The sequence below is a fragment of the Micromonospora cabrerizensis genome (assembly GCF_022230955.1).
Lineage (GTDB): Bacteria > Actinomycetota > Actinomycetes > Mycobacteriales > Micromonosporaceae > Micromonospora > Micromonospora cabrerizensis.
This window is the reverse complement of the sequence record NZ_JAKKFI010000064.1, coordinates 1-22,771: the sequence shown is the minus strand read 5'-3', so window position 1 is coordinate 22,771 and position 22,771 is coordinate 1. Positions and strand designations below refer to the sequence as shown.

Below are 22,771 nucleotides of genomic sequence, written 5' to 3'. Positions count from 1 at the left end.
CGCCGGCCCCCCACGGGAGTAGAAGCGCCGTGACCGTGCCTCGCCTGCTCAGCCCGTTCGTGCGTACGCGCGTCAGGCTGACTCTCACCCTGGGCGTCCTGCTGGCCGCACTCGTCGCGACCCTGTTGCCGTCGCGGTGGACCGACCACCCACGCGACACCGTTCTCGCACCGGTGCCGGCCGCACCACGCACCGAGGCGACCGCGATGGCAGACGCCCTGAAGACCGGCACGGAGGTGCTGGTGGACACCGCCACCACCGCCACCTCGCTCACCTGGGCCATGCCGAGCGGGCAGCTGCGCACCACGATGCACGCCACCCCCCAGCGAGCGAAGAACACCGCCGGCCAGTGGGTGGCGGTCGACAACACGCTGACCCGCGCCGGAGGCGCCACTGGCGGGCTGGACATCCGCCCCGTCAACGCCGCCACGCCCGTGCGGTTCTCCGGTGGCAGCGCCCCGAATCAGCAGGACGGCACCGCGACCGTGCTGACCGAGATGGACGTCGACGGCCACACCATCGCGTACACCTGGCCCGGCACCTTGCCGAAGCCGGTGCTCGACGGTCCGCGCGCTCTCTACCCCGAGGTTCGCCCCGGGGTGGACCTGCTCGTCGTCGCGCGCGACGACGGCGGCTTCGGACAACTGCTGATCGTCAAGAATCGGGCGGCCGCCACGATCCAGGCCGTCAACTCGGTCACGTACGGCCTGCGCTCGGAGACGGTCGTCTTCCGTCACGACGCGACGACCGGCGGCGTCCTCGCCCTCGACAAGGTCAGCGGCGAGGAGGTCAGCTCGATCCCCAGCCCGTTCGCCTGGGACTCCGCGGGACGGGACCCGGAAAACCCCGGGGCCGCCCCCCGCACCGCCGTGGCCACGCCCGCCGACGTGCTGACGTTGTCCGGCCTCGTCGGCAGCGAGCCCGGCGCACGGCAGGCACAGATTCCCACCCGCCTCGACGGGGACGGCACCGGCGACGTCCGACTGCACCTGGACGCCGCCGCCACCGGGTTGCTCACCGGCGAGGACGTGCTCTTCCCCGTCTTCCTGGACCCGACCCTGATCAGCGGCAAGCTGGCCTGGGCCACGGTCTATTCGCAGCATCCCAACACCAACACCTACAACGGCACCAACTTCAACTCCGGAACCACGGACGCCCGGGTGGGCTACGACGAGGACACTCCGCTGCGCGCCCGCTCGTTCTGGCGGATGGGCTTCGACACCCGGATGAAGGGAGCGACGGTCACACTGGCCAGCTTCAAGGTGCTGAACAACCACTCGTGGCAGTGCACGGCCCGCGAGATGCAGCTCTGGCGCACCGGTTCCATCTCCAGCGGCAGCACCTGGAACAAGCAGCCGGCGTGGGTCGAGGAGCAGTCGCGGCGGTCCTTCGCCTACGGCTACGGCAGCAGCTGCACCGACGACTACGTGAGCTTCGACGTGAAGAAGGGCGCCCAGGCCGCCGCGAACGGGGGCTGGTCGAACCTCACCCTCGGCATGCGCGCCACCAGCGAATCCGACACGATCACGTGGCGCAAGTTCAAGGTCACGTCGGCTGAGCTGAGCGTCACCTACAACCGGCCGCCCAACGAGCCGACGGGCGGCACGAGCTCACCTGGCGGCAACTGCGTGCCCGGTCCCGGTGGTGGCGTCACGGTGGCGAAGACCAACATCGTGCTGGCCGCGACCTCCTCCGATGGCGACGGCAACCTGAAGAGCCTGCGATTCCGGTTCTGGAAGAACGGCACGGCCGTCCCGGCGGGCACCCTGGTCACCACCACCAGCACCGGCTGGGCCTCGCTGACGATCCCCGCCGGCAACCTGGAGGACAAGGCGGTCTACTCGTGGGAGGTGAGCGCCGAGGACACGGTGGGTGCCTCGTCCTCGTTCTTCCCGCCCGGCAACGAGCCGTGCCGCCTCACCGTCGACGCCTCCGCACCCCCGGCACCGGACGTCGCCAGCACCGTCTTCAAGCAGGCCACCCCCGACGGCGCGACGTGGGCGACGATCAAGTTCGGCGAGACCGGTCCCATCACGTTCACCGCCGCCGGCGCCACGAGCTTCACCTACTCGTTCGAGAGCATCGGCGCCGTGAGCGTGCCGGCCAGCGGCGGCACCGCCACCGTGCCCAACCTGGCACCCCGGCACGCCGGTCCGACCACCCTGCACGTGTACGCGTTCGACTCCGTCGGCAACCGCAGCGCCCGCACCGACTACACGTTCTACCTACCGCCACGCTCGACGGCCGACGGACCTGGCGACACGGGCGGTGACGGGATTCCCGACCTGCTCCTGGTGGACTCCTCAGGCAACCTGCGCAACTACGCCGGTGACACCGGCGGCGAGCTGTACGCCTGGCTCGTCGGCTCCTACGCCGGCAGCAAACTGAACCCGACGGGGCACTGGTTCGACCCGAAAACGGGCAGGGCCGCCCTGCTGGCAAAGCACTCCGACACCTACCCGGGCGACGGCACGACCGACATGTTCGCCCGTACCCCGGACGGCGGCTTCTGGCTCTACCCCGGTGACGGCTACGGCACCTTCGACGTCGACCGCCGCCTGCGAGTCCTGCTGCCGTCCACCGGTGTCGGCGGTACCTCGGTGCCCTCGCCGGACACGTGGACCCAGATCAAGGCGGTCGGTGACATCACCGGCGACAAACTCCCGGACCTGATCCTTCGGGCCGGGCCCGCCTTCTGGACGCTGAGCGGCTACACCGGTGGGAGCTTCCAGGAGGCGACCCTGATGGAGGGCACCGCCTGGGCCCGACGGGAGGTCGTCAACGTCGCCGACATCGATCTGGACGGCACGCCGGACATGCTCTGGCGCAACCTGGACAACGGCAACATGTACGTCCGGCACGGCAAGCCCGGCTCGACCCCGGGCAGCGTGAACCTCGATTCGCTCAAGTCGGCCGCCGGTTCGCGCAGCGGCGACGTCTCGTACGGGACGGGATGGTCCGAGGCCAACATCAGCGCCATGATCAGCATTCCGGACGTCAGCGGCGACCGGGTGCCTGATTTCTGGACCCGTTCGGGCACGGACGGCATGATGCGGATCTATCACCCGTCCAAGACCGACACCGGTGGGCCGGTGAAGGTCGTCCTGGGCGACGACTGGCGCGGGGTCAAGTCCTTCGGCTGAGCCCGCCCTCGTGGAGCGACATGCCAACGGGCCTGAGTAGCTGTCCACTCAGGCCCGTTGTGCTGTCCAACCGGAAGACCTGACGATCTCGCCAGAGCTGCCCGGTGGAACGGCATGTGGCGCTTGCTGAACAGATCTTGGACACTTTCCGTCAGCTCGCAACGGTAAGTGTCCAAGATTCACGTGCGTCGAGGCTCGGCCCGCATGCAGAGATCAGCGAAGTCGCACCACGACGTGATCTCGGCACATTTCTCCTGCTCATCAGGGCGTGCAGCCTCATCCAGCGCGGCCCAGCGATCCCACAGGCCGCCGGCGCCAAGCAACCCGGAGGAAAACTCCGAGCCCAGTTGGCGGTCAACGAAGAGGAGCGCACCCATGACGTACGCCTGGTCTGCGCGGAGTTCCGCGCGGTGCAGGTACGTGTCCAGGTATCGACGCAGAGTCAATCCATCCGCCGTGGACTCGAACCGGGCGAGAGCGAACACATAGCCCTTCGCCGCGTACGGCTCATCCTTCGCGAGCAGCAGTGCGGAGATCTCGTCACGCAGCGCTTCCGTCTGGGCAAATCCGGCGAGCCAGGCGCCGGTCAGTCGCTCACGCCAGTCCCCTCGCATCAACTCAGACAACTCGTCGCGTGAGATTGACCGAGCATCAGAGGCCAGTGCCGCACCGAAGTCAATCAGGGCTTGACCAGCCAGCGTTCGGATGAAGTTGCCCCCGATGAGCTTCTTGTAGCGCCCACCAGGTAGGCAATAGCGGCGGAACACCTCAGTTGCTTGCACCGGGCCATCTTGCCCGGGACGGACCCTGCGCCGCGGACGCACACCAATGATCGACTCGGGCTCACGGAGGTCGGGGTATCCGCGTGCCGCGGATACCCCGATCTCGTTGAAGCCGTGTTGATCAAGGAGCGAGTGGAACGGCCGGGGGCCGCCGGAGCGGCCCCCGGCCGGGATCAGCCGCCGTTGATGACGAACTGCGAGCCCGGCTGGATGACGATGTTGCCGTCGGCCGAGTTCGTGATGGTCACGTTCGTCAGGTTGGCGTTGCCGCGCGCGCCGCTCATCGCGAGGATGCCGGCACCGTTGTTGGACTTGTCGATCCGCACATTGGTGATCGCGAGGTTCGGTATGTTGCCGCCACCGTTCTTGAACTGGATGCCGTCGAACGTGGAGTCGATGATGTCGGTGTCCCGGATCGTGACGCCGACGATGTCCCGAGTGGCCGGGAAGATCGTGATGGCGCCGAACTCCTGGTCCTCGTTCCAGAACGCGCCACCGGTGCGGTAGAGCCCGTTGTTGGCGATCAGCGTCGTCCCGGAGAAGGGCAGCGGGTCGTGGTCGGTCGCCAGCATGATGCCCGGGTAGTTCGCGGTGTCGTAGATCAGGTTGTTCTGGATCGAGTTGTCGTAGCCGCCGTAGATGGCGATGCCGTTGGCCCGCCAGGGCAACTGGATGGTGTTGTTGACGAAGTGGTTGTCGTGGGCGATGTCGACGTTGCGGTCCTTCACGTACGGGTTGGCCCAGACCGCGAGCGCGTCGTCACCGGTGGTGCGGAACGACGAGTTGAACACCCGCGAGTTACGCGTGCCGTTGCTGAAGTTGATGCCGTCGGCGTACGTGTTGCGGATCCGCATACCGGTGAACTCCAGCCCGTCGGCCGGCCCCCACAGGTCGGGGATGTTGTCGTAGTCGCGACCCACCCAGGCGCCCACGTTGGCGTGCTCGATCCACACGTTGCTGATCTTCGTGCCGGCGCCGAAGCGACCGTTCAGACCGACGCCACCCTCGGCGTTGCCGTCACCGCCACGGATCCGGCCGGAACCGAAGATGGCGATGTCGGAGATCTGGGTGTTCTTGTCGATGTCGAAGCCGAAGTTGCCCTCGTGCGGGTGGTTGATGCCGCCCACCACGTTCTGCGGCTCGGTCAAGGTGTACAGCTGCGAGTGCCACATCCCGGCGCCCCGGATCGTGACGTTGCTGATGCCGACCTGGTTGTGCATGCCCCGGTTCAGCGGGTCGTCGGTCAGGATCTTCTGCTCCTGCCGCCACTGCCCGGCCGGGATCCAGACGCAGCTGATGACGCCGTTCTGGTCGTCGGTCACCGCGCGCTGGATGGCGGCGGTGTCGTCGAGCCCGTCGTTCGGGACCGCACCGTACGAGGTGATCGAGGTGCAGCCGGCCGGCTGGCTCGCCGCCGGTGCCACCTGCTCCAGGTCGATCATGTCGATGACGTAGAACGAGGCGGAGTCACCCGAGTCGCGCTGCAACTTGAACCGGGTGCCGGCCGGGTACGACTGCGCCAGCAGCGCGTTCGACTCGTCGAACAGCCGTCGGGCGTCGGCCTGCGGGGTGTTGGTCAGCGCCTCCGGCCCGTCGGTGTTGCCGTAGAGCCAACTGTGCCGCGACGACAGCGTCAACTTCCGGGAGAAGACGTCGTTGACGTAGAGGCTGATGGTCGCCTCGATGCCGCCACCACCGGGCGCGTCCGGGATGGAGTTTCGCACCACGATGGAGTTGGCCTGGTTGGCCGAGGTGAACTCGACGAACTGGCCGGTGCTGTTGAGCCGTACCGACTTGCGGCCGGAGGACTCGCTGGCGAAGTTGGTGTGGCCGAAGGTCCGCAGCGCGTCGGGCTCCAGGAGCGTGCCCTGGTAGCGACCGGCCTCCGCCTCGTACGAGACGTACGGGACGGCGGCGCCGCGCCCGACCACGATCGACTGGCTGAACCCGTTGTTGGTCTCGTTGGTCTCGCTCACCGCGTTGGTCGCGTCAGCGGTCGCCGTGATGGTGGCGCCCCCGCTGGTGGCGGTCCAACTGCCGGTGACGGCCACGTTGACCGTCGCACCGGCCGCGATCGAGGCGGTGTTGGTGTTGAGCGTGGTGCTGCCGACCACCACCCGGGTGACCGTGGTCGCGCCGGTCGCGGTGGTGCCACGGTTGCGGACCGCCACGGTGAAGGTGACGGACGCCCCGACCGCCGGGTTCGGCGGGTTCGAGGCGATGCTGAGCACCTGGAGGTCCGGACCGGGGGCCTGCCCGACCACCAGTGGCGACGCTGCCGTGAAGCTGTTGTTGCCGTTGTTCTGCTCGACGATCGTGTTCGTCGGGTCGACCACCGCCGAGACGGCGTAGCTGCCCATCGGCCGGGTGCCGGCGTTGAGCGACACGGTGGTCGAGGCGCCCGCGGCGAGCGCGCCCACCGTGGCGCTGCCGACGACCGCGCCGGCCAGGCTGACGTTCACCGTGGTCGCCGCGGCGGCGGCGGAGCCGATGTTCTGCACCACGGCCGAGAACGTGACCGGGGAGACCTCGCTGGGCGACGTGGGTGACCAGGTCACCGAGCTGACGACCAGGTCCGGGTTGGGCGCCGGCGTGCCACACACCTCGAACTCGGCCACCTGGCCGGACGGGGCGCCGGTGTTGCCGGTGAACCGCAGCTGCACGTCCGCGGTGGTCGCGGTGACCGGGATGCTCACCACGTTGGTGCCCTGGACGAACTGGTAGGTCGCCGCCGACACCAGGCTGGTGTACGAGGACGAGGCCTGGTCGCGGCCGAGGACCTGGATGGTCTGGGCACGGGTGCCCCAGGCCGGGTCCGGGTTGAGCTTGACGGTGACGCCGGAGATGGAGTGGTTGGCACCCAGCGCCACGGTCAGGTTCTGCGGGTAGCTCGCCGCCCCCTCCCAGTAGGAGGTGAGCTGCCCGTCGTTGGCCTTGTCCGGGGTGAAGCTGAAGGTGGAGCCGCTCGCCGTCATGCTCTTGCCCTGCGCCACGTTGGTGCAGGCCGGCGGGTTGCTGCCGGTCCGGGTGACGGTGTTGCTGTTGCCGGACAGGTTGCCCGCCCCGTCCCGGGCGCGGACGTGGTACGACACGGTCGCGGTGGCCGGCTGGGTGTCCTGATAGGTGAGGACGGTGCCCAGCGTCGCGACGAGGTTGCCGCCACGGTAGACGTTGTAGCCGGCCAGGCCACTGCCACCGGAGTCGGTGGAGGCGCCCCAGTTGAGCGTGATGGTGCTGCCCGACGTGCTGTGCGACAGCGTCCCCGGTGTGCTCGGCGCGGTGGTGTCACCGCCGCCGGTCCGGGTGACCGTGTTGCTGTTGCCGGAGAGGTTGCCAGCGGCGTCACGGGCCCGCACGTGGTAGGACACGGTGGCCGTCGTCGGCTGGGTGTCGTTGAAGGTGGTCACGTTCCCGATGGACTGGAGGAACGCGCCGTTGCGGTAGACGTCGTAGCCGGCGATGCCGCTGCCACCCGCGTTGTCGGTCGAGGCCACCCAGTTGAGGCTGATGGTGGTGCCCGACTGGGTGTACGACAGGTTGCCGGGGACGCTCGGCGCGGTGGTGTCCGGGGTGGTGCCGCCGCTGCCGTACACCTCCAGCTCGGAGAGCTGACCGGCCGGCCAGGCGCTGTTGGCGGTGATGGTGATCCGCACGTAGCGGGTGGAGGTCTGACCGAAGTTGATCGTGACCGTGCTGCCGCTGGCCGGGTTGAAGGTGTACGTCTGCGACCCCACCAGGTTGGTGAACGACGAACCGTTGGCGCTGCCCTGCACGCTCAACGTCTGCGTCCGGGTGCCCCAACCGGAGGTCGGCAGCTTCAGGACGACCTGGTTGACGCTCTGCGATGAGCCGAGATCGACCTGGACCCACTCCGGGAAGGAGTTGTTGACGCTCTCCCAGTAGCTGCCCGCGTTGCCGTCGACGACCTTGGACGAGTCGTAGACGTCGGCGTGGCCGCTCTCCTGGGTGGGCCGGCCCTGCGCGAGGTTGGTGGCCGCCGCGGCGAAGCCCGTGCTCGGCGCGGCCGCCGTGTCGGCGGGGCGGGGGGCGGCGCCGGCCGGGTTCGCGAGGGCGGTGACCCCTGCCGTGGCGATCAGCGTGGCCGCGGCTGTCGCCGCCACCATCCTGAACAGATTCGTTCGTCTCATCACTGTCCTTGTCGTCGGGGGACGGTTGCCGCGGCGGCTCGACCACGGCGGTGGGGGTGCGGTGCAGCGCCGGCCGCCGAGAGAGGGCCGGTGTGGGGAGAGACGGGGGTGGTCCGGGCGGCGCGGGGGCACCGCTCGTCCTGCAAACACCAGGTGGGTACGACCATCAACGGGCCTCCCCAGGAGGCCCGTTGAATCTTCCGAGAGCGTGCGCAGAACCGTGCACGTCTTTGTCAAAATCTTGCGGTACTTTGGCCCAAAGGTTACTGACGTGCTACGGGAGCGTCAACACTTCGACCACCGTGACTATTGACGGACTTGTCTGCCCCGACGACCGCCACCTCTGCTGACCTGCCCACAACGACGGGAAGGTGCCACCTCCCGACGACCGGAGGCCACACCTTCCCCGAAGTTGCGCGGATCTTGCGTCAGGTCGTACGGGAACGATCAGGCATCTGGTGCTGTCCGGACGAAGGTCTCCAGCTCCTCGCCGCCATAGAAGTCCGTACGACGACCCACGTGATCCATGCCGAGTCGCCGACACACCGCCATCGACGCCTCGTTGCCCGGCGACACGACCGCGTAGATCTCGCGGGTTCCGGCGGCGAACTCCCGGGCCATGAGCGCACCGGCCGCCTCGGTGGCGTAACCGTGACCCCACGAGTCCGGATGCAGGTGCCAACCCGTCTCGATGTGCTCGGTGAGCTGCGTCTCGGGTGTTCCCGGCAGCGGCTTGAGCAACACCGTGCCCGCCACCAGCCCGGTCTCGCGTACCTCGATCGCCCAGGTGCCGTACCGGCCACCGTCGGCGGCGTGCCGGTCCTGCCAGATGCGCAGCCGCTCGACGGCCTGAGCCGAGTCCGTCATCGGCATCCCTGGCGACACGGCCAGCCAACGGGCGATCTCCGGACGGGAGTAGATGTCGTAGATCCGGGCCAGATCGGCCGGATCGTCGGTCCAATCGCGCAGGATGAGGCGTTCGGTGGTGAGAACAGTCATGACCGGCGATCTTAAGGAGTGCCGACCCCGACGACAGGGAAAGGGATCACGATGGGCAGCGGATGGCAGCAGGCGAAGCGGATCACCAGTGCCGCGTTCCGCCCGCTCCGTGGGCGGGACCTGTCGCTGCACGCCGCCGCGATCACCTTCTACGGGGCGATCGCCGTGGTGCCGGTCGCCCTGCTGGCGATCTGGCTCACCGCCCTGCTCGCCGGCGCCGACCGGGTACGCCGGCTCACCTCGTACGCCGTGGAGGCCCTGCCCACCGCGATCGGCGCGCCCCGGGCGGTGGACGCGCTGGTCAACGCCGGGGTGCAGTTGACCCCGCTGCTGGCGCTGGCCTCGCTGCTGCCCGCGTCGCTGTACGGCGAGGGGCTGCGCCGCGCGTTCGTCTCGGTGGCGGCACCCCGTTCCGACGAGCACCTGGTCGGCTGGCGGGGCCGACTCCTCCTGCTGCCGCTGCTCGCACCGGCCCCCGCGCTGCTGCTGTCGATCCTGCTGGCACTCCCCCTCACCACCCGTCTCGTCCGTCAGGGTGGCTGGGTCGGCGTGCTGGGCGTGGTGCTGTCGTTCCTGGCGGTCTGGCTGGTGCTCACTCCGGTGCTGGTGTGGGTGTTCCGGGTCGTCGGGCCGGCCTCCCCGGACTGGCTCTCCACGCTCGGGATCGGGTCGTTCACCGCCGCGAACCTCTCCGGCTTCCTGCACGGCTTCGTGCTCTTCGCCTCGCTCCCCCTGGACCTGGGGGTGCCGTTCGGTGGCTTCGACGAGATCGGCGCAGGCGTGGCCGTGCTCCTCTGGCTCTACGTGTTCCACGTGATCGTCCTGGCCGGCTACTCCGCCACCCTGGCCCTGTCCCGCTGGCGAGCCCACCGGTCCGCTGGCACGGACTAGGCTGCCGCGGCATGAGCAGTGAGATTCCGGCCCGCGCCGACGTCGTGATCGTCGGTGCCGGGCACAACGGCCTGGTCTCCGCAGTCCTGCTGGCCCGCGCCGGTCTGGACGTCCTGGTGCTGGAGGCCGCCGACGTGATCGGCGGCGCGACCCGCACCGAGACCCCGTTTTCGAAGGTGCCGGGGCTGCGGCACTCCACCGGCTCGTACCTGCTCGGGCTGATGCCACCGGAACTGCTGGCCACGCTCGACGTACGGATCCCGGTGCTGCGCCGCGACCCGCACTACTTCCTGCCCACGCCCGGTGGCCTCGGCTCGCCGTACCTGCTCTTCGGCCGCGACACCGCTGCCACCCGGGCGCAACTCGCCGAGTTCTTCTCGCCCGCCGACGTGGCCGCCGACGACGCCATGCAGGCCGAGCTGGCCGCCCTGCGGGAGGATCTCGCCCCGGCCTGGCTCGCCGAGCCGCTGAGCGTCCAGGAGACCGCCGAGCGGCACGTACGACCGGCGCTGCGGCAGGTCTTCGTCGACCTCGTGCAGGGCTCGGTGGCCGACTACCTGGCCCGCTTCGAGTTCCGCTCCGAGCTGCTGGTCAGCATGTACGCGGTCACCGACGGGCTGTCCGGCCTCAACGCCGGCCCGGACGACCCCGGCACCGGCCACAACTTCCTCGTGCACAACATGTGCCGACTGCCCGGCTCCGGCGGCACCTGGATGATCGCCGAGGGCGGCATGGGCACGGTCTCGCGGACGTTCGCCGAGGCCGCACGCGCCGCCGGGGCGACCATCCTGACCGGTACGCCGGTGCGTGCGGTGACCCTGGACGGCGGCGCGGCCAGCGGAGTGGTGCTGGCCGACGGCCGACAGGTCGCAGCGAGGGTGGTGCTCGGCGCCTGTGACCCGTACCGGTTGATGGACCTGCTGCCCGACGGCGCGCTCCCGGCGCCGCTCGGCGAACGGATGGCGGCGGTCCGCCGCCCCGGCACCACCCTCAAGCTCAACCTGGCGCTCAGCGGGCTGCCCCGGTTCTCCTGCCTGCCGACCGGCACGCCGAGCCCGTTCGGCTCGACCATCCACCTGCTGCCCGGCTCCGCGTCGCTCGTCGGCGGGGACGACGCGTCGCCGATGACCGCGCTGCGCGCCATGTGGGCGGACGTGCAGGCCGGGCGACTGCCGGCGGAGCCGACCATCGAGTGGTACCTGCACACCACCGTCGACCCGTCGCTCTCCGACGCCGCCGGGCACCACTCGTCGGCGCTCTTCGTCCAGTCGGTGCCCTACGAGCTGGCCGGCACCACCTGGGACGCGGCACTACCCGGCTACGTCGACCGGCTCGTCGGGATCGTCGAGCGGTACGCCCCCGGCACCGCCGAGCTGATCGCCGACGCGGTGCCGCTCCCCCCGCCCGGGATCGAGAAGCACTTCGGCATCACCGGCGGGCACATCCACCACGTCGACAACACGGTCTCGTTCACCGACCGGATGCCCTACGCCACCGGCATCGACGGCGTGTACGCCGGCAGCGCCGGCTGCCACCCGGCCGGCAGCGTCATCGGCGCGGCCGGCCACAACGCCGCCCGAAAAATCCTGTCCGACCTGGCGACCTGACCCACCCCACCCCACCGCTCCCCAGACTCTCACCCCCGTTGATCATGAAGTTATCGTCACTACACGCCGCGGCGTCGGGCAATAACTTCATGATCAACGGGGTGGTTGCAGCGCTTGGAGGGCGCGGGTCAGATCACCGCCTCGCCGGCGGGGGCGGGGGTTTCCGCGTCCACCCGGTGGGCTCTCACCTTGTGGCCGACGCTCGTGAGGCAACGGCCGCTGGGCAGGTCGAAGCGCCAGCCGTGCAACTGGCAGGTGAGCTGGTCGCCGTCGACGATGCCGAACCGGGTCAGGTCCGCCTTCAGGTGCGGGCAACGCCGCTGCACCACCCAGTCGCCCAGGGTGATGTCCTCGGCGTCGGTGCTGCGCTCGTGCTCGTCGTACCAGCCCTCGGCGTACTGGAGACGCTCCTCGGAGAGGCACTTGAAGAACGCGTAGACGAACTCGTTGTACTGGCCGATCCGGGCCGCCGAGAAGCGGCAGGACAGGAAGAGCGAGTTGACCCAGTCCACCTCGTCGATGAAGAGCAGGTGCTCGATCAGCGACCGCTCGGTACGGAACCGGTAGCGGACCTTCTCGTCGGCGTACGGCCGGACCTCCTTGCCCGGGAAGTCCACCACGATCGACTCGACGCTCTCGCCGTCGTAGCCGACCAGGTCGAAGCGGACCGGCCCGCCCACGCCCTTGGCGAGGTAGATCGACTCGTCGAGCAGCGGCTCGATGCGCCGCTTCATCTCGCCGAGGACGTCCACCTCGGGGTGTCGCCAGGACGCCTTCTCGGCCTCGATGACCGGGCGCTTGCGCTCCCGCATCTCCTCCAGGTGGGCGACCTTGTTGGCGAAGAACTCCTCCACCGGCACCGGGTGCGTGGTGCTCGCACCCTCGGTGGTGACCTCGGCGACGCTGCCCGGCAGCAGCACGATGCCGTTGGTGCCGCCGACCTTGGCGTACTCCGTCAGGAAGACGGACTGGTCGGGGAAGATGTTGCCCTCGTCGCCGTGGATGTCGTTGAACTGCCACAACGCGTCGTCGAGGAAGCACGGCGGGCCGGCGATCGGGAAGACGTGGTCGGCCTTCAGGTCGTCGATGTAGCGCCACGTCCGGTCGAACTGCCGGTCACGCTTCTGCTTGCCGAACGCGGTCTTCGCCGCCTGCGGCAGCTCGTAGACCATCGGGTACCAGATCGCGCCGGAGAACTGGAGCAGATGCGCGTGCACGTGCCCCAGCTCGGCGAAGACGCCCAGGTCGGTGGGGCGGGCGTCGTTCTGGTTGAGCAGCCGCACCCCGTCGTACTCGACCCAGAGCGACGAGTCACCGATCGGACCGTCGGTCGGGCTGGTCAGCGCCTGGATCATGATCTTGAGGCCGCCGGGCAGCTCCACGACCTGCTCGTTGGGTGCCTTCAGGAACTTGGTGAAGCCCAGCGCCCGGAACTCGTCCTCCATCTCCGAGGTGGGGAACTCGGGGAGCAGAACCGTGGCGTCCTTGGAGATGAAGTCCCGCAGGTGCTTGGCGTCGAAGTGGTCGCGGTGCAGGTGGGACACGTACAGGTAGTCGACCTGGCCCAGAGTTTCCCAGTCGAGCAGGGAATTGTCCGGGAAAGGAAACCACGATGCGAAGTAGGCCGGATTTACCCACGGGTCGCACAGAATGCTGCCCGCGGCCGTGTCGATCCGCATGCTGGCGTGCCCGGTTCCGGTCACTCGCACCGCACAGTCCCCCTCAAACAGACAATCAGGTGTACGCCAAACGCTACCGGAGGGAGTCTGACCGTCGCCCCGCGACGCCGGTAGTGCCGCACGGCCCGGGTGGGCAGGGCCCGACGGTCGGGAAACCCCCACCCCGCCGCACCGAGCAGGAGGCGTGCCAGACTAACCAAAGATCCGATCGCGAGGGAAGGACCGACAGTGGCAGGAAGCGAGCCGGTAACGTCGCCAGACCAGCACAAGCCCGGGCACCGCAAGGCCGGGCAGATCGGCGCCGTGCTGTCCGCACTGGCGCTGCTGGCGATGATCTGCGGCAACCACGAGGGCAGGGTCGAGGACCTCTGGCTGATCGGCCTGGCCGCGCTGCTGCTGATCATCGTGATCGGCGACATCGTGCTCCGGCGCAACGGTCTGCGCTCCTGACCCGACCGACCGCCGGACGACGCGCCGAGGGCCCGCCCCCACCCGGGGGACGGGCCCTCGTCCGTACGCGTCGGGCTCAGCGCCCGAAGAGGATGTCCTGCACGTCCTTGAGCGCGGCGTCCACCTCAGCCTCGAAGTAGCCGCCGGGCACCAGCCCGAACCGGAGCGTGTCCAGGTCCTTCGGGTCGACCGGCATCGGGTTGCGGCGCTGCATACCGCCGAGCAGGGTGTCGAAGAACCGGTCCACCTGGTCGGGGTCGTACCCGCTGCCGAACCGGCGTACCTGGAAGCTGCGGCGGATCTGGTCGACCCGGTACAGGTCGCTGCCGGGCGGACCGGCCATCGGCGGACCACCCATCGGCGGGCCGGCCACGGCGGGCGGGCCGGCCATCGGCGGGCCACCGATGCCCTGCTGAGGCAACTGCGGCGGACCGGCCGGGCCCCGGCGCATGTCGCGCAGGTCCCGCTCCGGCATCCGGATCTCGGCGGTCATGTCGGCACGGCCGTGTCGCCCGGCCTCGAAGCCGTCGAAGCGCGGCTCCTCCGGCGGATAGCCGCCCGGCGAGCGCTGGTCGTCCTGGCCGTAACCGCCCGGCGAGCGCTGGTCGTCCTGGCCGTAACCACCGGGCGAGCGCTGGTCGTCCTGGCCGTATCCCGAAGGGCCGGCGGGGAGGCCGCGCGGCGGAGCGCCGTGGCCACCCATCGGACCGGGGCCCATCGGACCCGGGCCCATCGGACCGCCCGGGCCCATCGGGCCAGGGCCGGCCGGGCCTCGCGGCGCGTCGTAACCGCCGCGGGGGCCGTCGTACCCACCGGCGAAGGCACCGGTCGGCTCGTCGTAGCGGCCGTAGCGGTCGGCGGGCGGGCCGGCCTGCGCGGGCATCGGACGAGGCGGCATCGGCTGCGGGACCATGCCCCGCTCATCGCGCATCGGAGGCCCCATCCGGTCCGGTGGGCCCATCCGGTCACCCATCCGGGGGTCGCCACCGCGCCCGGCGCTGTTGCGCTCCTCCAGCTCGGCCAGCTGCCGCTCGACCCGGTCCAGGTGCAGGTCCACCTGCCACTCGTCGTAGCCGTTGAACCGGACCCGGAAGACGACGTCGTGGACCTCCTGCGAGGCCACCGGCGCGCCGACCTGTCGGCCGTCGAGTGTCGCCTCGACCCGGTCGAGGAAGGCGTCCACCTCGTCGACCTTGTATCCCCGGCGGAGCGCCTTGCGCCGGAAACGCTGACCCTGACTCGCCACTATGTCTCCTGGTCTCGTTCGCCACGCCCGGTCACGCCGGTGCCTCTCCGGCGCGGTCGGTGAAGGTGTCGTTGTCCTCGGCGGCGGCGAGCTGGCCACACGCGCCGTCGATCTCGCGACCTCGGGTGTCCCGTACGGTGGTGGACACCCCGGCATCGCGCAACCGCCGGACGAACTCCCGCTCAACCGGCTTCGGGCTCGCGTCCCAGCGGCTGCCCGGCGTCGGATTGAGCGGAATGAGGTTCACGTGGGTCAATTTGCCGGCCAGCAGCCGCCCGAGAAGGTCGGCTCGCCACGGCTGGTCGTTCACGTCCTTGATCATCGCGTACTCGATCGACACGCGACGGCCCGTCCGGGCGGCGTAGTCCCACGCCGCGTCCAGCACCTCGGCTACCTTCCAGCGCTGGTTCACCGGCACGAGTTCGTCGCGCAGATCATCATCGGGCGCGTGCAACGACAGCGCAAGGGTCACTGAGAGGTCTTCGCTGGCCAGTCGGCGGATGGCCGGAACCAGGCCGACCGTGGAAACGGTGATGTGCCGCTGGGACAGGCCGAGCCCCTCCGGAGCAGGGCTGACCAGTCGACGGATCGCCCCGATCACCCGGTTGTAGTTGGCCAACGGCTCGCCCATGCCCATGAACACGACACGCGACAGCCGCGGCGGGGAGCCGACGACCGCGCCGGAGGCCGCCACGCCGGCCATGTACACGGCCTGGTCGACGATCTCGGCCGTGGACAGGTTGCGGGTCAGCCCGGCCTGGCCGGTCGCGCAGAACGGGCAGGCCATCCCGCAGCCCGCCTGGCTGGAGATGCAGACGGTCACCCGGTCCGGATAGCCCATCAGCACGCTCTCCACCAGAGCGCCGTCGTGCAGCCGCCAGAGCGCCTTGCGGGTCGCGCCGTCGTCACACGCCAGCTCCCGCACGGGGGTGAGCAGGGTGGGCATGAGCTGCTCGGACAGGCGCTCGCGGGTCGCCGCAGGCAGGTCGGTCATGGCCTGCGGGTCGCGGACCAGCCGCCCGAAGTAGTGGTTCGAGACCTGCTTGGCGCGGTACGCAGGCTCACCCAGCTCGGTGACCAGCGCCTGGCGGCCGGCCAGGTCCAGGTCGGCGAGGTGCTTCGGCGGCATGGAGGCCCGGCGCGCGGCGGGGGCGTCCGAGATGGCGGGGATCAAGGGCAGGCTCGTCATGGCTGGTCTAGTGTGTCACGCCGTCGGCGGCAGGTGCCGGTCCGGAGGCGTCGAACGGGCCGCGACCGCCGCAGCCAGATGACCGGGACACCGTGATCATGCCTCAGTTCACCACCGGCACGAAGATGGCCAGCAGCAGGTAGGCCGTCGGCACCGCGAACAGGATCGAGTCCAGTCGGTCCATCAGGCCGCCATGGCCGGGCAGCAGGTTGCTCATGTCCTTGACGCCGAGATCACGCTTGATCATCGACTCGGCCAGGTCGCCGAGGACCGCCGCGCAGGAGACGGCCACTCCGAACACCGCACCCCACCAGGGGGCCACCTCGAACATCAGCCACAGCAGCAGCGCGCTGCCCAGGGCCGCCGCGGTGACCGAGCCGGCGAAGCCCTCCCAGGACTTCTTCGGGCTGATCGACGGGGCCATCGGGTGTCGCCCGAAGGAGACGCCGGCGGCGTACCCGCCGGTGTCGGAGAGGACCACCGCGATCAGCGTGGCCAGGATGCGCAGCGGGCCGTCGTCGGGGGCCGCCGCCAGCAACGCCGCGAACCCGGCGAGGAACGGCACGTACACCGCGATCAGGGTGGCGGCGGTGAGATCCCGCTGGAAGCCGGCCGGCCCGTCACCCAGCCGCCAGATCATGGTGCCCAGCACGGTGACCAGAAGCCCCAGGCTGAGCGCGTCCGGGCCGGCGAACCAGGCCAGGCCCACGGTCAGCACGCCACCGGCGATCAGCGGCACCAACGGCGGGTGGGCGCCGCTGCGTCGGACCGCCCGGGCCATCTCCCACATGCCGATGGCGACGGCACCGACGAGCACCAGCAGGAACGCCAACGGGTAGACCACCAGCGGCACCACGATCAACGCGCCGAGGCCGAGCCCCACACCGATCGCCGCCGGGAGGTTGCGGCCGGCCCGACCGGTCCCCAACTGCTGGGTGGCCGGTCGATCGACACTGGCCCGGCGTCGGCCCCTCGTCCGTCGACCCGAGGACGGCTCCGGCTCGGTCGCCGGCTCCGGGTCCGGTGCGATCTCGGCCCCGATGGGCGCGAGCTGCGCGGTCGGGTAGCCGGCGTCGTCGTCGTAACGGACCGGCCCGTCGAACGGTGGCGGGCCGTCGTAACCGCCGGGCTCGTCGTACCCACCGGGCTCGTCGTGCCGCACCGGGTCACCGCGGCGGGTCGAGGCGTCGTCCGGGCCGACGGGCGGGCGATCGCCGTACCGGCCGGGGCGGCCCCGGTCGTCGTACCGGTCGGGTTGGTTCCGGTCGTCCTCGCGACGGTCCCGGTCGTCGAAACGGTCGTGCCGGTCGCGGTCGTCGAAACGGTCCCGGTCGTCCGGGCGGACGGCGCGTCCGCGCTCGTCGTACGGGTTCGGTTCCGCGTACGGCCGGGTGTGCGGGTCGGCGTACAGCTCAGGGCCGGCGGTGGGACGGCGGCTCCACTGGCCGGCATCCAGGTCCTGTTCGGGCCAGGGCAGTGCCACTGGGCGCTCCGGACGGTCCCAGCCGCGAGGCTCGCTGCCGTAGGGGTCGGGGTGGGACATCACGCACCGCGACGGGGCGCGAGAACCACCACATGACGCAAGACCACAAGCATCCCCTACACGCGCGATGTTCCTCCGATTGACCGCCCCGACGGTCGGTCGATTCCCGGTGTTCACCGCCCGGTGGCCGGGAATCCTGCCGAGCCTACTGCACCCGCCGGATCGGCACGGCGGACGAGGCACCGCGACCGGCGCCGCCCCTGGCCGGCGGGCCGCCGCGGAGCGATACCCACCCATCCGGTACGCGGACCCGCAGCCGTCGATCCGACTCGTCTCCTGCACGATCCGGTACTGAGCCGAAACACGAGGCGTGGTCCGCTGGTGACGCGCCGGCCCCAGCCGGTGTGCCGACGGGGGAAGGGTCACACGCATGTACAAGATCAGTCTGGCGCTGCTGACGGTGGGCGCCATGGTCCTCGGAGCGGGGTCACCAGCCGCCGCGACCACGACTCGGACCAGGATCACCATCGATCGCCACGCCAGCGAGCTGTTCCCGTTCGAGCCGCCCTACGGTGAGCCGGGAGTGACGTACCCCGCGACCAGCGTCACCGCCAGCGCCCGGCACTGCCCGGCCGGCGTCGTGCTCATGTCGGCCTCGCTGGTGCAGGACGGCCTGCCGACCCTCTGGGCCACCGCAGGCCACGGCGCCGGCGAGATCGTCTGCGACGGCGGCACGGTCGAGCTCGGGATGGCCTTCGCGCGGATCACCCCGGCGGTGCACCCCGGCCGGGCCACCGCCCACTTCTCGCTGCGCGACGCGAACACCGGCGAGGTGTTCGCCGAGAGCACCAGGACCGTCCGGATTCCTGGCTGAGAGACGGCACGAGGCCCGCTCCCGACTCGGGAACGGGCCTCAGTCGCCCAACAGGCGGACGATCACACCTCGAGCAGCTCGGTTTCCTTGTGCTTCACCAGGTCGTCGATGCTGGCGGCGTAGCGCTGGGTCAGGTCGTCGAGTTCCTTCTCGGCGCGGCGACCGTCGTCCTCGCCGGCCTCACCGTCCTTGACGATCCGGTCCAGCTCTTCCTTGCCACGGCGGCGGACGTTGCGGATCGCCACCTTGGCCTCCTCGCCCTTGTGCCGGGCCACCTTGATCATGTCGCGGCGGCGCTCCTCGGTCATCTGCGGGAGCAGGATGCGCAACTGGTTGCCCTCGTTGTTCGGGTTCACCCCGAGGTCCGAGTCGCGGATCGCCTTCTCCATCGCATTGATCTGCGAGTTGTCGTACGGCTTGATGATGGCCATCCGCGGCTCGGGCACCGCGATGGACGCCATCTGGGTCAGCGGCGTGGGCGTGCCGTAGTAGTCGATGATGACCTTGGAGAACATGGCGGCGTTGGCGCGACCGGTACGGATGGCGCCGAACTCCTCCTTGGCGTGCTCAACCGCACGCTCCATCTTTTCCTCGGCCTCGAGGAGGGTGTCGTCGATCACCGGTCTCCTCGCCTCCTTCTGTGCTCGTGGTTGGCTCTGCTGAAAGTCGTCAGGACCGCCGCTGCCGTCGCCGTCGGCGAGGCTCAGGCGGTGATCAGGGTGCCGATCTTGTCGCCACCCACCGCGCGGATGATGGTGTCGTCACCCTGCGCGCCGAAGACCAGCATCGGCAGGCCGTTCTCCATGCAGAGGCTGAACGCCGCCGCGTCGGCCACCCGCAGGTTGCGGCGCAGCGCCTCGGAGAAGGTGATCGAGTCGAGCTTGCTGGCGGTGGGGTCGATCCGCGGGTCGGCGGTGTAGACGCCGTCCACGCCGTTCTTGCTCATCAGCACCACGTCGGCCCGGATCTCCAGAGCCCGCTGGGCGGCCACCGTGTCGGTGGAGAAGTACGGCATCCCGGCGCCGGCGCCGAAGATGACCACACGGCCCTTCTCCAGGTGCCGGATCGCCCGCAGGGGGATGTACGGCTCGGCGACCTGGGCCATCGTGATGGCGCTCTGCACGCGCGTCTCGATTCCTTCCTTCTCCAGGAAGTCCTGCAACGCGAGGCAGTTCATCACGGTGCCGAGCATGCCCATGTAGTCGGCGCGGGCCCGGTCCATGCCGCGCTTCTGCAGCTCCGCGCCGCGGAAGAAGTTGCCACCGCCGACCACCACGGAGACCTGCACGCCGCGACGGACCACGGTGGCGATCTGCCGGGCGATGGCCTGGACGACGTCCGGGTCGACGCCGATCGCGCCGCCACCGAACACCTCACCGGAGAGCTTCAGCACCACCCGGCGGGCGCGCCCCGGCGGCGGTGCCGTCGGATCGTCCACCGCCAGCGTCCGGTCACTCACAACCTGCGTCATCCGCCCCGCCCTTCCCCACGCGCACGCCCCGTGCGGCGCGTACCGCGAACCTGCCGCTGCCGACCCTATGTGACAAGGAGGCCGCGGTGCCTGTCACGTACACCGGCGGCCTCCTTGTCGACGTCTTCTGCCCACGGGCGCCCACGGCGCCCGGTGACGGCTCAGGCCTGGCCGACCTCGAACCGGACGAAGCGGGTGACCTCGATGCCGGCCTCGGCCAGCATCTGCTTCACCGACTTCTTGTTGTCGGCGACGGACGACTGCTCGATCAGGACGTAGTCCTTGAAGAAGGAGTTCACCCGACCCTCGATGATCTTCGGCAGGGCCGCCTCGGGCTTGTTCTCCTCGCGGGCGGTCTGCTCGGCGATGCGCCGCTCGGACTCGACGACCTCAGCCGGAACCTCGTCCCGGGTGAGGTACTTCGGCCGCATCGCGGCGATCTGCATGGCCACACCACGGGCGTCGGCGTCGCCCGCCTCGTCGGCCTTACCGGTGTACGACACCAGCACACCAACGGCCGGCGGCAGGTCCTGGGCCTTGCGGTGCAGGTAGACGGCGGTGGTGCCCTCGACCCGGGCGAACCGGTTGAGCACCAGCTTCTCGCCGATCTTGGCGGACTGCTCCTGGATCAGGTCAGCGACGACCTTGCCGTCGAGCTTGGTCGCGAGCAGCTCCTCGGCGGTGTTCACGCCGACGCGCTCGCCGTGCTCGACCAGCTGCTGGCCCAGCGCGATGAACGACTCGGTCTTGGCGACGAAGTCGGTCTCGCAGTTGAGCTCGAGCAGCGCCTTGCCGGAGTGCGCGACCAGGCCGTTGGCGGCCGTACGGCCGGCCCGCTTGCCGACGTCCTTGGCGCCCTTGACGCGCAGGATCTCGATGGCCTTGTCGAAGTCGCCCTCGGCCTCGGTCAGCGCCTTCTTGCTGTCCATCATGCCGGCGCCGGTGAGGTCGCGGAGCTTCTTGACGTCCGCGGCGGTGATTTGGGACATGGCTCTCTCTTCGGTGTTGAGACGGCGTGTGGATGGTCAGAGGTGCCGGTTACCCGGATCCGGGCGGATCGTGCCCGGCGTACCGCCGCTGCCCGCCGTTCGCGAAAACGGACGGCGGGCAGCGACGGTGCGATCACTCCGCGGTGGCGGCCGCCGGCTGCTCGGTGGCGGCCTGCGCCGGCTGCTCCGGGGTGGCGGGCTGCTCGGCGGCGGCAGCGGCGGGCTGCTCGGCCGGAGCGGCAGCGGCGGCCGGAGCGGCCGGGGCAGCCGACTCGTCGGCCTTCTTCGGCTCCAGCAGCTCGCGCTCCCACTCGGTCAGCGGCTCGTCGCTCGCGACACCCTCGGGCTTCTCGTCGTTGCCCCGGCGACGGCCGGAACGCGCGATCAGACCATCCGCGACGGCGGCGGCCACGACCTTGGTCAGCAGCTCGGCCGAGCGGATCGCGTCGTCGTTGCCCGGGATCGGGAAGTCGACCTCGTCCGGGTCACAGTTGGTGTCCAGCACCGCGATCACCGGGATGCCCAGCTTGCGGGCCTCGTCGACGGCGATGTGCTCCTTCTTGGTGTCGACGATCCAGACCGCGGCGGGAAGCTTCTGCATGTCCCGCAGGCCACCGAGGGTGCGGGTCAGCTTGATCTTCTCGCGGGAGAGCTGCAGGGTCTCCTTCTTGGTGTAACCGGCGGCGGTGCCGCTGAGGTCACCCAGGCCCTCCAGCTCCTTCATCCGCTGGAGCCGCTTGTACACCGTCTGGAAGTTGGTCAGCATGCCACCGAGCCAGCGGTGGTTGACGTACGGCTGGCCGACCCGGGTCGCCTGCTCGGCAATCGCCTCCTGGGCCTGCTTCTTGGTGCCGACGAACAGGATGCTGCCACCCTCGGCGACGGTCCCACGCACGAACTCGTACGCCTTCTCGATGTACTCGAGGGTCTGGCGCAGGTCGATGATGTAAATGCCGTTGCGCTCGGTCATGATGAAGCGCTTCATCTTCGGGTTCCAGCGCCGGGTCTGGTGCCCGAAGTGGACACCGCTCTCCAGCAGCTGGCGCATGGTCACGACGGCCATGGTTGGGGTACTCCTCAAGATCCCTGGTTGTCACGCCCGGCCGGTGGCCGGGCGTCCTGGCGCCTGGTCGCCGACCCATGGTGTTCCCGATCAGGATCGGGACCAGGGAGGCCGTCGCTCCACGACGATTCGTGAAGAGGGCGCGCGAGGTCGACCGCACGAGGCGGTCGCCAGTTGGCCAGTGTACGCCCTTCGCCCGTTCACCCACCCCCGGGTGCGGAGTGCGCGGGATGCACGGCCAGCACGGGGCCAGCGCGGCGGGCGCGCCGGCCCGGCGGCGACTCGGCCCGGCGGTCAGCCCGACGGCGGTCGGGCCCGGCGGTGATCGACTCGGTTTCCTGAAAACCGTGGTTTCGCGCCAACCCGGACACCGCGACTTCCTGAAAACCGAGTCGATCAAGATGCGGAGGGCAAGCTCGGCGGGCGGCGCCTACGGGCCAACCGACCGCGAGCGCGGCGGATCAGGCCGCGCGGCGGGTCAGGCCGCGCGGCGGGTCAGGCCGCGCGGCGGGTCAGGCCGCGGCGGATCAGGCCGCGCGGCGGGTCAGCCGACCGCGAGCGCGGCGGCGAGGAACAGCACGCGGCCGACGGTCAGCTAGGCCCGCGGTCGCCGGAGCCCCCCCCGACCACCGTCCGCCGGCGCCCGCCCGCCGGTCCGCAGCCCCCAGAGCCCCGCCGCAACGCTCCGCAGCCAGCCCACCCGCCCGATCCACACCCCCCCCCGCCCGCCCCGCACCCCGCCCGCACCCCCCCCCCC

The 22,771-nt window shown here is 70.2% G+C and carries 16 protein-coding genes; 5 read left to right on the top strand and 11 right to left on the bottom strand.

Features of this window, described 5'->3' with window-relative positions:
• Positions 1 to 29 precede the first annotated feature (29 nt).
• Positions 30 to 3,143, top strand: a complete 3,114-nt coding sequence (locus LADH09A_RS15360) for a DNRLRE domain-containing protein (protein ID WP_238645837.1) — start codon at positions 30 to 32, stop codon at positions 3,141 to 3,143.
• 179 nt (positions 3,144 to 3,322) lie between these two features.
• Here the strand turns inward: LADH09A_RS15360 and LADH09A_RS15355 are convergent, their stop codons facing one another.
• From LADH09A_RS15355 to LADH09A_RS15345, 3 genes are all read right to left on the bottom strand, one after another.
• On the bottom strand, positions 3,323 to 3,925 hold the full coding sequence (locus LADH09A_RS15355) for a DUF6000 family protein (RefSeq protein ID WP_238645834.1): 603 nt from the start codon (positions 3,923 to 3,925) through the stop codon (positions 3,323 to 3,325).
• Between the two features lie 173 nt (positions 3,926 to 4,098).
• On the bottom strand, positions 4,099 to 8,073 hold the full coding sequence (locus tag LADH09A_RS15350) for a CARDB domain-containing protein (protein ID WP_238645832.1): 3,975 nt from the start codon (positions 8,071 to 8,073) through the stop codon (positions 4,099 to 4,101).
• Positions 8,074 to 8,520: 447 nt separating this feature from the next.
• Positions 8,521 to 9,072 (bottom strand): GNAT family N-acetyltransferase, encoded by a 552-nt coding sequence (locus LADH09A_RS15345; RefSeq protein ID WP_238645830.1) that lies wholly within the window; start codon positions 9,070 to 9,072, stop codon positions 8,521 to 8,523.
• A 51-nt stretch (positions 9,073 to 9,123) separates the two neighbouring features.
• Here LADH09A_RS15345 and LADH09A_RS15340 point away from each other — a divergent pair, with 51 nt between their 5' ends.
• Positions 9,124 to 9,963: a YhjD/YihY/BrkB family envelope integrity protein gene (locus LADH09A_RS15340; RefSeq protein ID WP_238645829.1), complete on the top strand. Its 840-nt coding sequence runs from the start codon at positions 9,124 to 9,126 to the stop codon at positions 9,961 to 9,963.
• A gap of 11 nt (positions 9,964 to 9,974) precedes the next feature.
• Positions 9,975 to 11,570, top strand: a complete 1,596-nt coding sequence (locus tag LADH09A_RS15335) for a phytoene desaturase family protein (RefSeq protein ID WP_238645828.1) — start codon at positions 9,975 to 9,977, stop codon at positions 11,568 to 11,570.
• Positions 11,571 to 11,698: 128 nt separating this feature from the next.
• Here LADH09A_RS15335 and LADH09A_RS15330 read toward each other — a convergent pair whose 3' ends face one another.
• Entirely contained in the window at positions 11,699 to 13,279 is a 1,581-nt protein-coding gene (locus LADH09A_RS15330) for a Rieske 2Fe-2S domain-containing protein (protein ID WP_238645827.1), read from the bottom strand.
• Positions 13,280 to 13,477: 198 nt separating this feature from the next.
• Between LADH09A_RS15330 and LADH09A_RS15325 the strand changes: the two genes are divergently transcribed.
• On the top strand, positions 13,478 to 13,699 hold the full coding sequence (locus LADH09A_RS15325) for a DUF2631 domain-containing protein (RefSeq protein WP_088946662.1): 222 nt from the start codon (positions 13,478 to 13,480) through the stop codon (positions 13,697 to 13,699).
• 76 nt (positions 13,700 to 13,775) lie between these two features.
• On the opposite strand, the gene LADH09A_RS15320 is transcribed toward LADH09A_RS15325, so the two are convergent.
• The 3 genes from LADH09A_RS15320 to LADH09A_RS15310 form a co-directional block, all read right to left on the bottom strand.
• Positions 13,776 to 14,945: a DivIVA domain-containing protein gene (locus LADH09A_RS15320; RefSeq protein ID WP_238645826.1), complete on the bottom strand. Its 1,170-nt coding sequence runs from the start codon at positions 14,943 to 14,945 to the stop codon at positions 13,776 to 13,778.
• A 31-nt stretch (positions 14,946 to 14,976) separates the two neighbouring features.
• Complete coding sequence (rlmN, locus tag LADH09A_RS15315) at positions 14,977 to 16,134, bottom strand: dual-specificity RNA methyltransferase RlmN (protein WP_238645825.1); 1,158 nt, start codon at positions 16,132 to 16,134, stop codon at positions 14,977 to 14,979.
• A 103-nt stretch (positions 16,135 to 16,237) separates the two neighbouring features.
• On the bottom strand, positions 16,238 to 17,677 hold the full coding sequence (locus LADH09A_RS15310) for a phosphatidate cytidylyltransferase (protein WP_238645824.1): 1,440 nt from the start codon (positions 17,675 to 17,677) through the stop codon (positions 16,238 to 16,240).
• A 370-nt stretch (positions 17,678 to 18,047) separates the two neighbouring features.
• Here LADH09A_RS15310 and LADH09A_RS15305 point away from each other — a divergent pair, with 370 nt between their 5' ends.
• Complete coding sequence (locus tag LADH09A_RS15305) at positions 18,048 to 18,491, top strand: hypothetical protein (RefSeq protein ID WP_238645822.1); 444 nt, start codon at positions 18,048 to 18,050, stop codon at positions 18,489 to 18,491.
• Positions 18,492 to 18,553: 62 nt separating this feature from the next.
• Here LADH09A_RS15305 and frr read toward each other — a convergent pair whose 3' ends face one another.
• From frr to rpsB, 4 genes are all read right to left on the bottom strand, one after another.
• Positions 18,554 to 19,111 (bottom strand): ribosome recycling factor, encoded by a 558-nt coding sequence (frr, locus tag LADH09A_RS15300; protein ID WP_124817958.1) that lies wholly within the window; start codon positions 19,109 to 19,111, stop codon positions 18,554 to 18,556.
• A gap of 83 nt (positions 19,112 to 19,194) precedes the next feature.
• Positions 19,195 to 19,962, bottom strand: a complete 768-nt coding sequence (pyrH, locus tag LADH09A_RS15295) for a UMP kinase (protein WP_088946657.1) — start codon at positions 19,960 to 19,962, stop codon at positions 19,195 to 19,197.
• A gap of 161 nt (positions 19,963 to 20,123) precedes the next feature.
• Positions 20,124 to 20,951 (bottom strand): translation elongation factor Ts, encoded by an 828-nt coding sequence (gene tsf, locus LADH09A_RS15290; RefSeq protein WP_238645820.1) that lies wholly within the window; start codon positions 20,949 to 20,951, stop codon positions 20,124 to 20,126.
• 133 nt (positions 20,952 to 21,084) lie between these two features.
• A complete protein-coding gene (gene rpsB, locus LADH09A_RS15285) occupies positions 21,085 to 22,014 on the bottom strand; it encodes a 30S ribosomal protein S2 (RefSeq protein ID WP_238645818.1) in 930 nt (309 codons plus the stop codon).
• Positions 22,015 to 22,771 lie beyond the last annotated feature (757 nt).

Excerpts from the sequence above, each read along its gene's own strand:
- LADH09A_RS15335 (WP_238645828.1), top strand. The coding sequence starts at position 9,975 with ATGAGCAGTGAGATTCCGGCCCGCGCCGACGTCGTGATCGTCGGTGCC.
- rpsB (WP_238645818.1), bottom strand. The coding sequence starts at position 22,014 with ATGGCCGTCGTGACCATGCGCCAGCTGCTGGAGAGCGGTGTCCACTTC.
- tsf (WP_238645820.1), bottom strand. The coding sequence starts at position 20,951 with ATGTCCCAAATCACCGCCGCGGACGTCAAGAAGCTCCGCGACCTCACC.
- LADH09A_RS15310 (WP_238645824.1), bottom strand. The coding sequence starts at position 17,677 with ATGTCCCACCCCGACCCCTACGGCAGCGAGCCTCGCGGCTGGGACCGT.
- pyrH (WP_088946657.1), bottom strand. The coding sequence starts at position 19,962 with ATGACGCAGGTTGTGAGTGACCGGACGCTGGCGGTGGACGATCCGACG.
- LADH09A_RS15305 (WP_238645822.1), top strand. The coding sequence starts at position 18,048 with ATGTACAAGATCAGTCTGGCGCTGCTGACGGTGGGCGCCATGGTCCTC.
- LADH09A_RS15350 (WP_238645832.1), bottom strand. The coding sequence starts at position 8,073 with ATGAGACGAACGAATCTGTTCAGGATGGTGGCGGCGACAGCCGCGGCC.
- rlmN (WP_238645825.1), bottom strand. The coding sequence starts at position 16,134 with ATGACGAGCCTGCCCTTGATCCCCGCCATCTCGGACGCCCCCGCCGCG.
- LADH09A_RS15345 (WP_238645830.1), bottom strand. The coding sequence starts at position 9,072 with ATGACTGTTCTCACCACCGAACGCCTCATCCTGCGCGATTGGACCGAC.
- LADH09A_RS15340 (WP_238645829.1), top strand. The coding sequence starts at position 9,124 with ATGGGCAGCGGATGGCAGCAGGCGAAGCGGATCACCAGTGCCGCGTTC.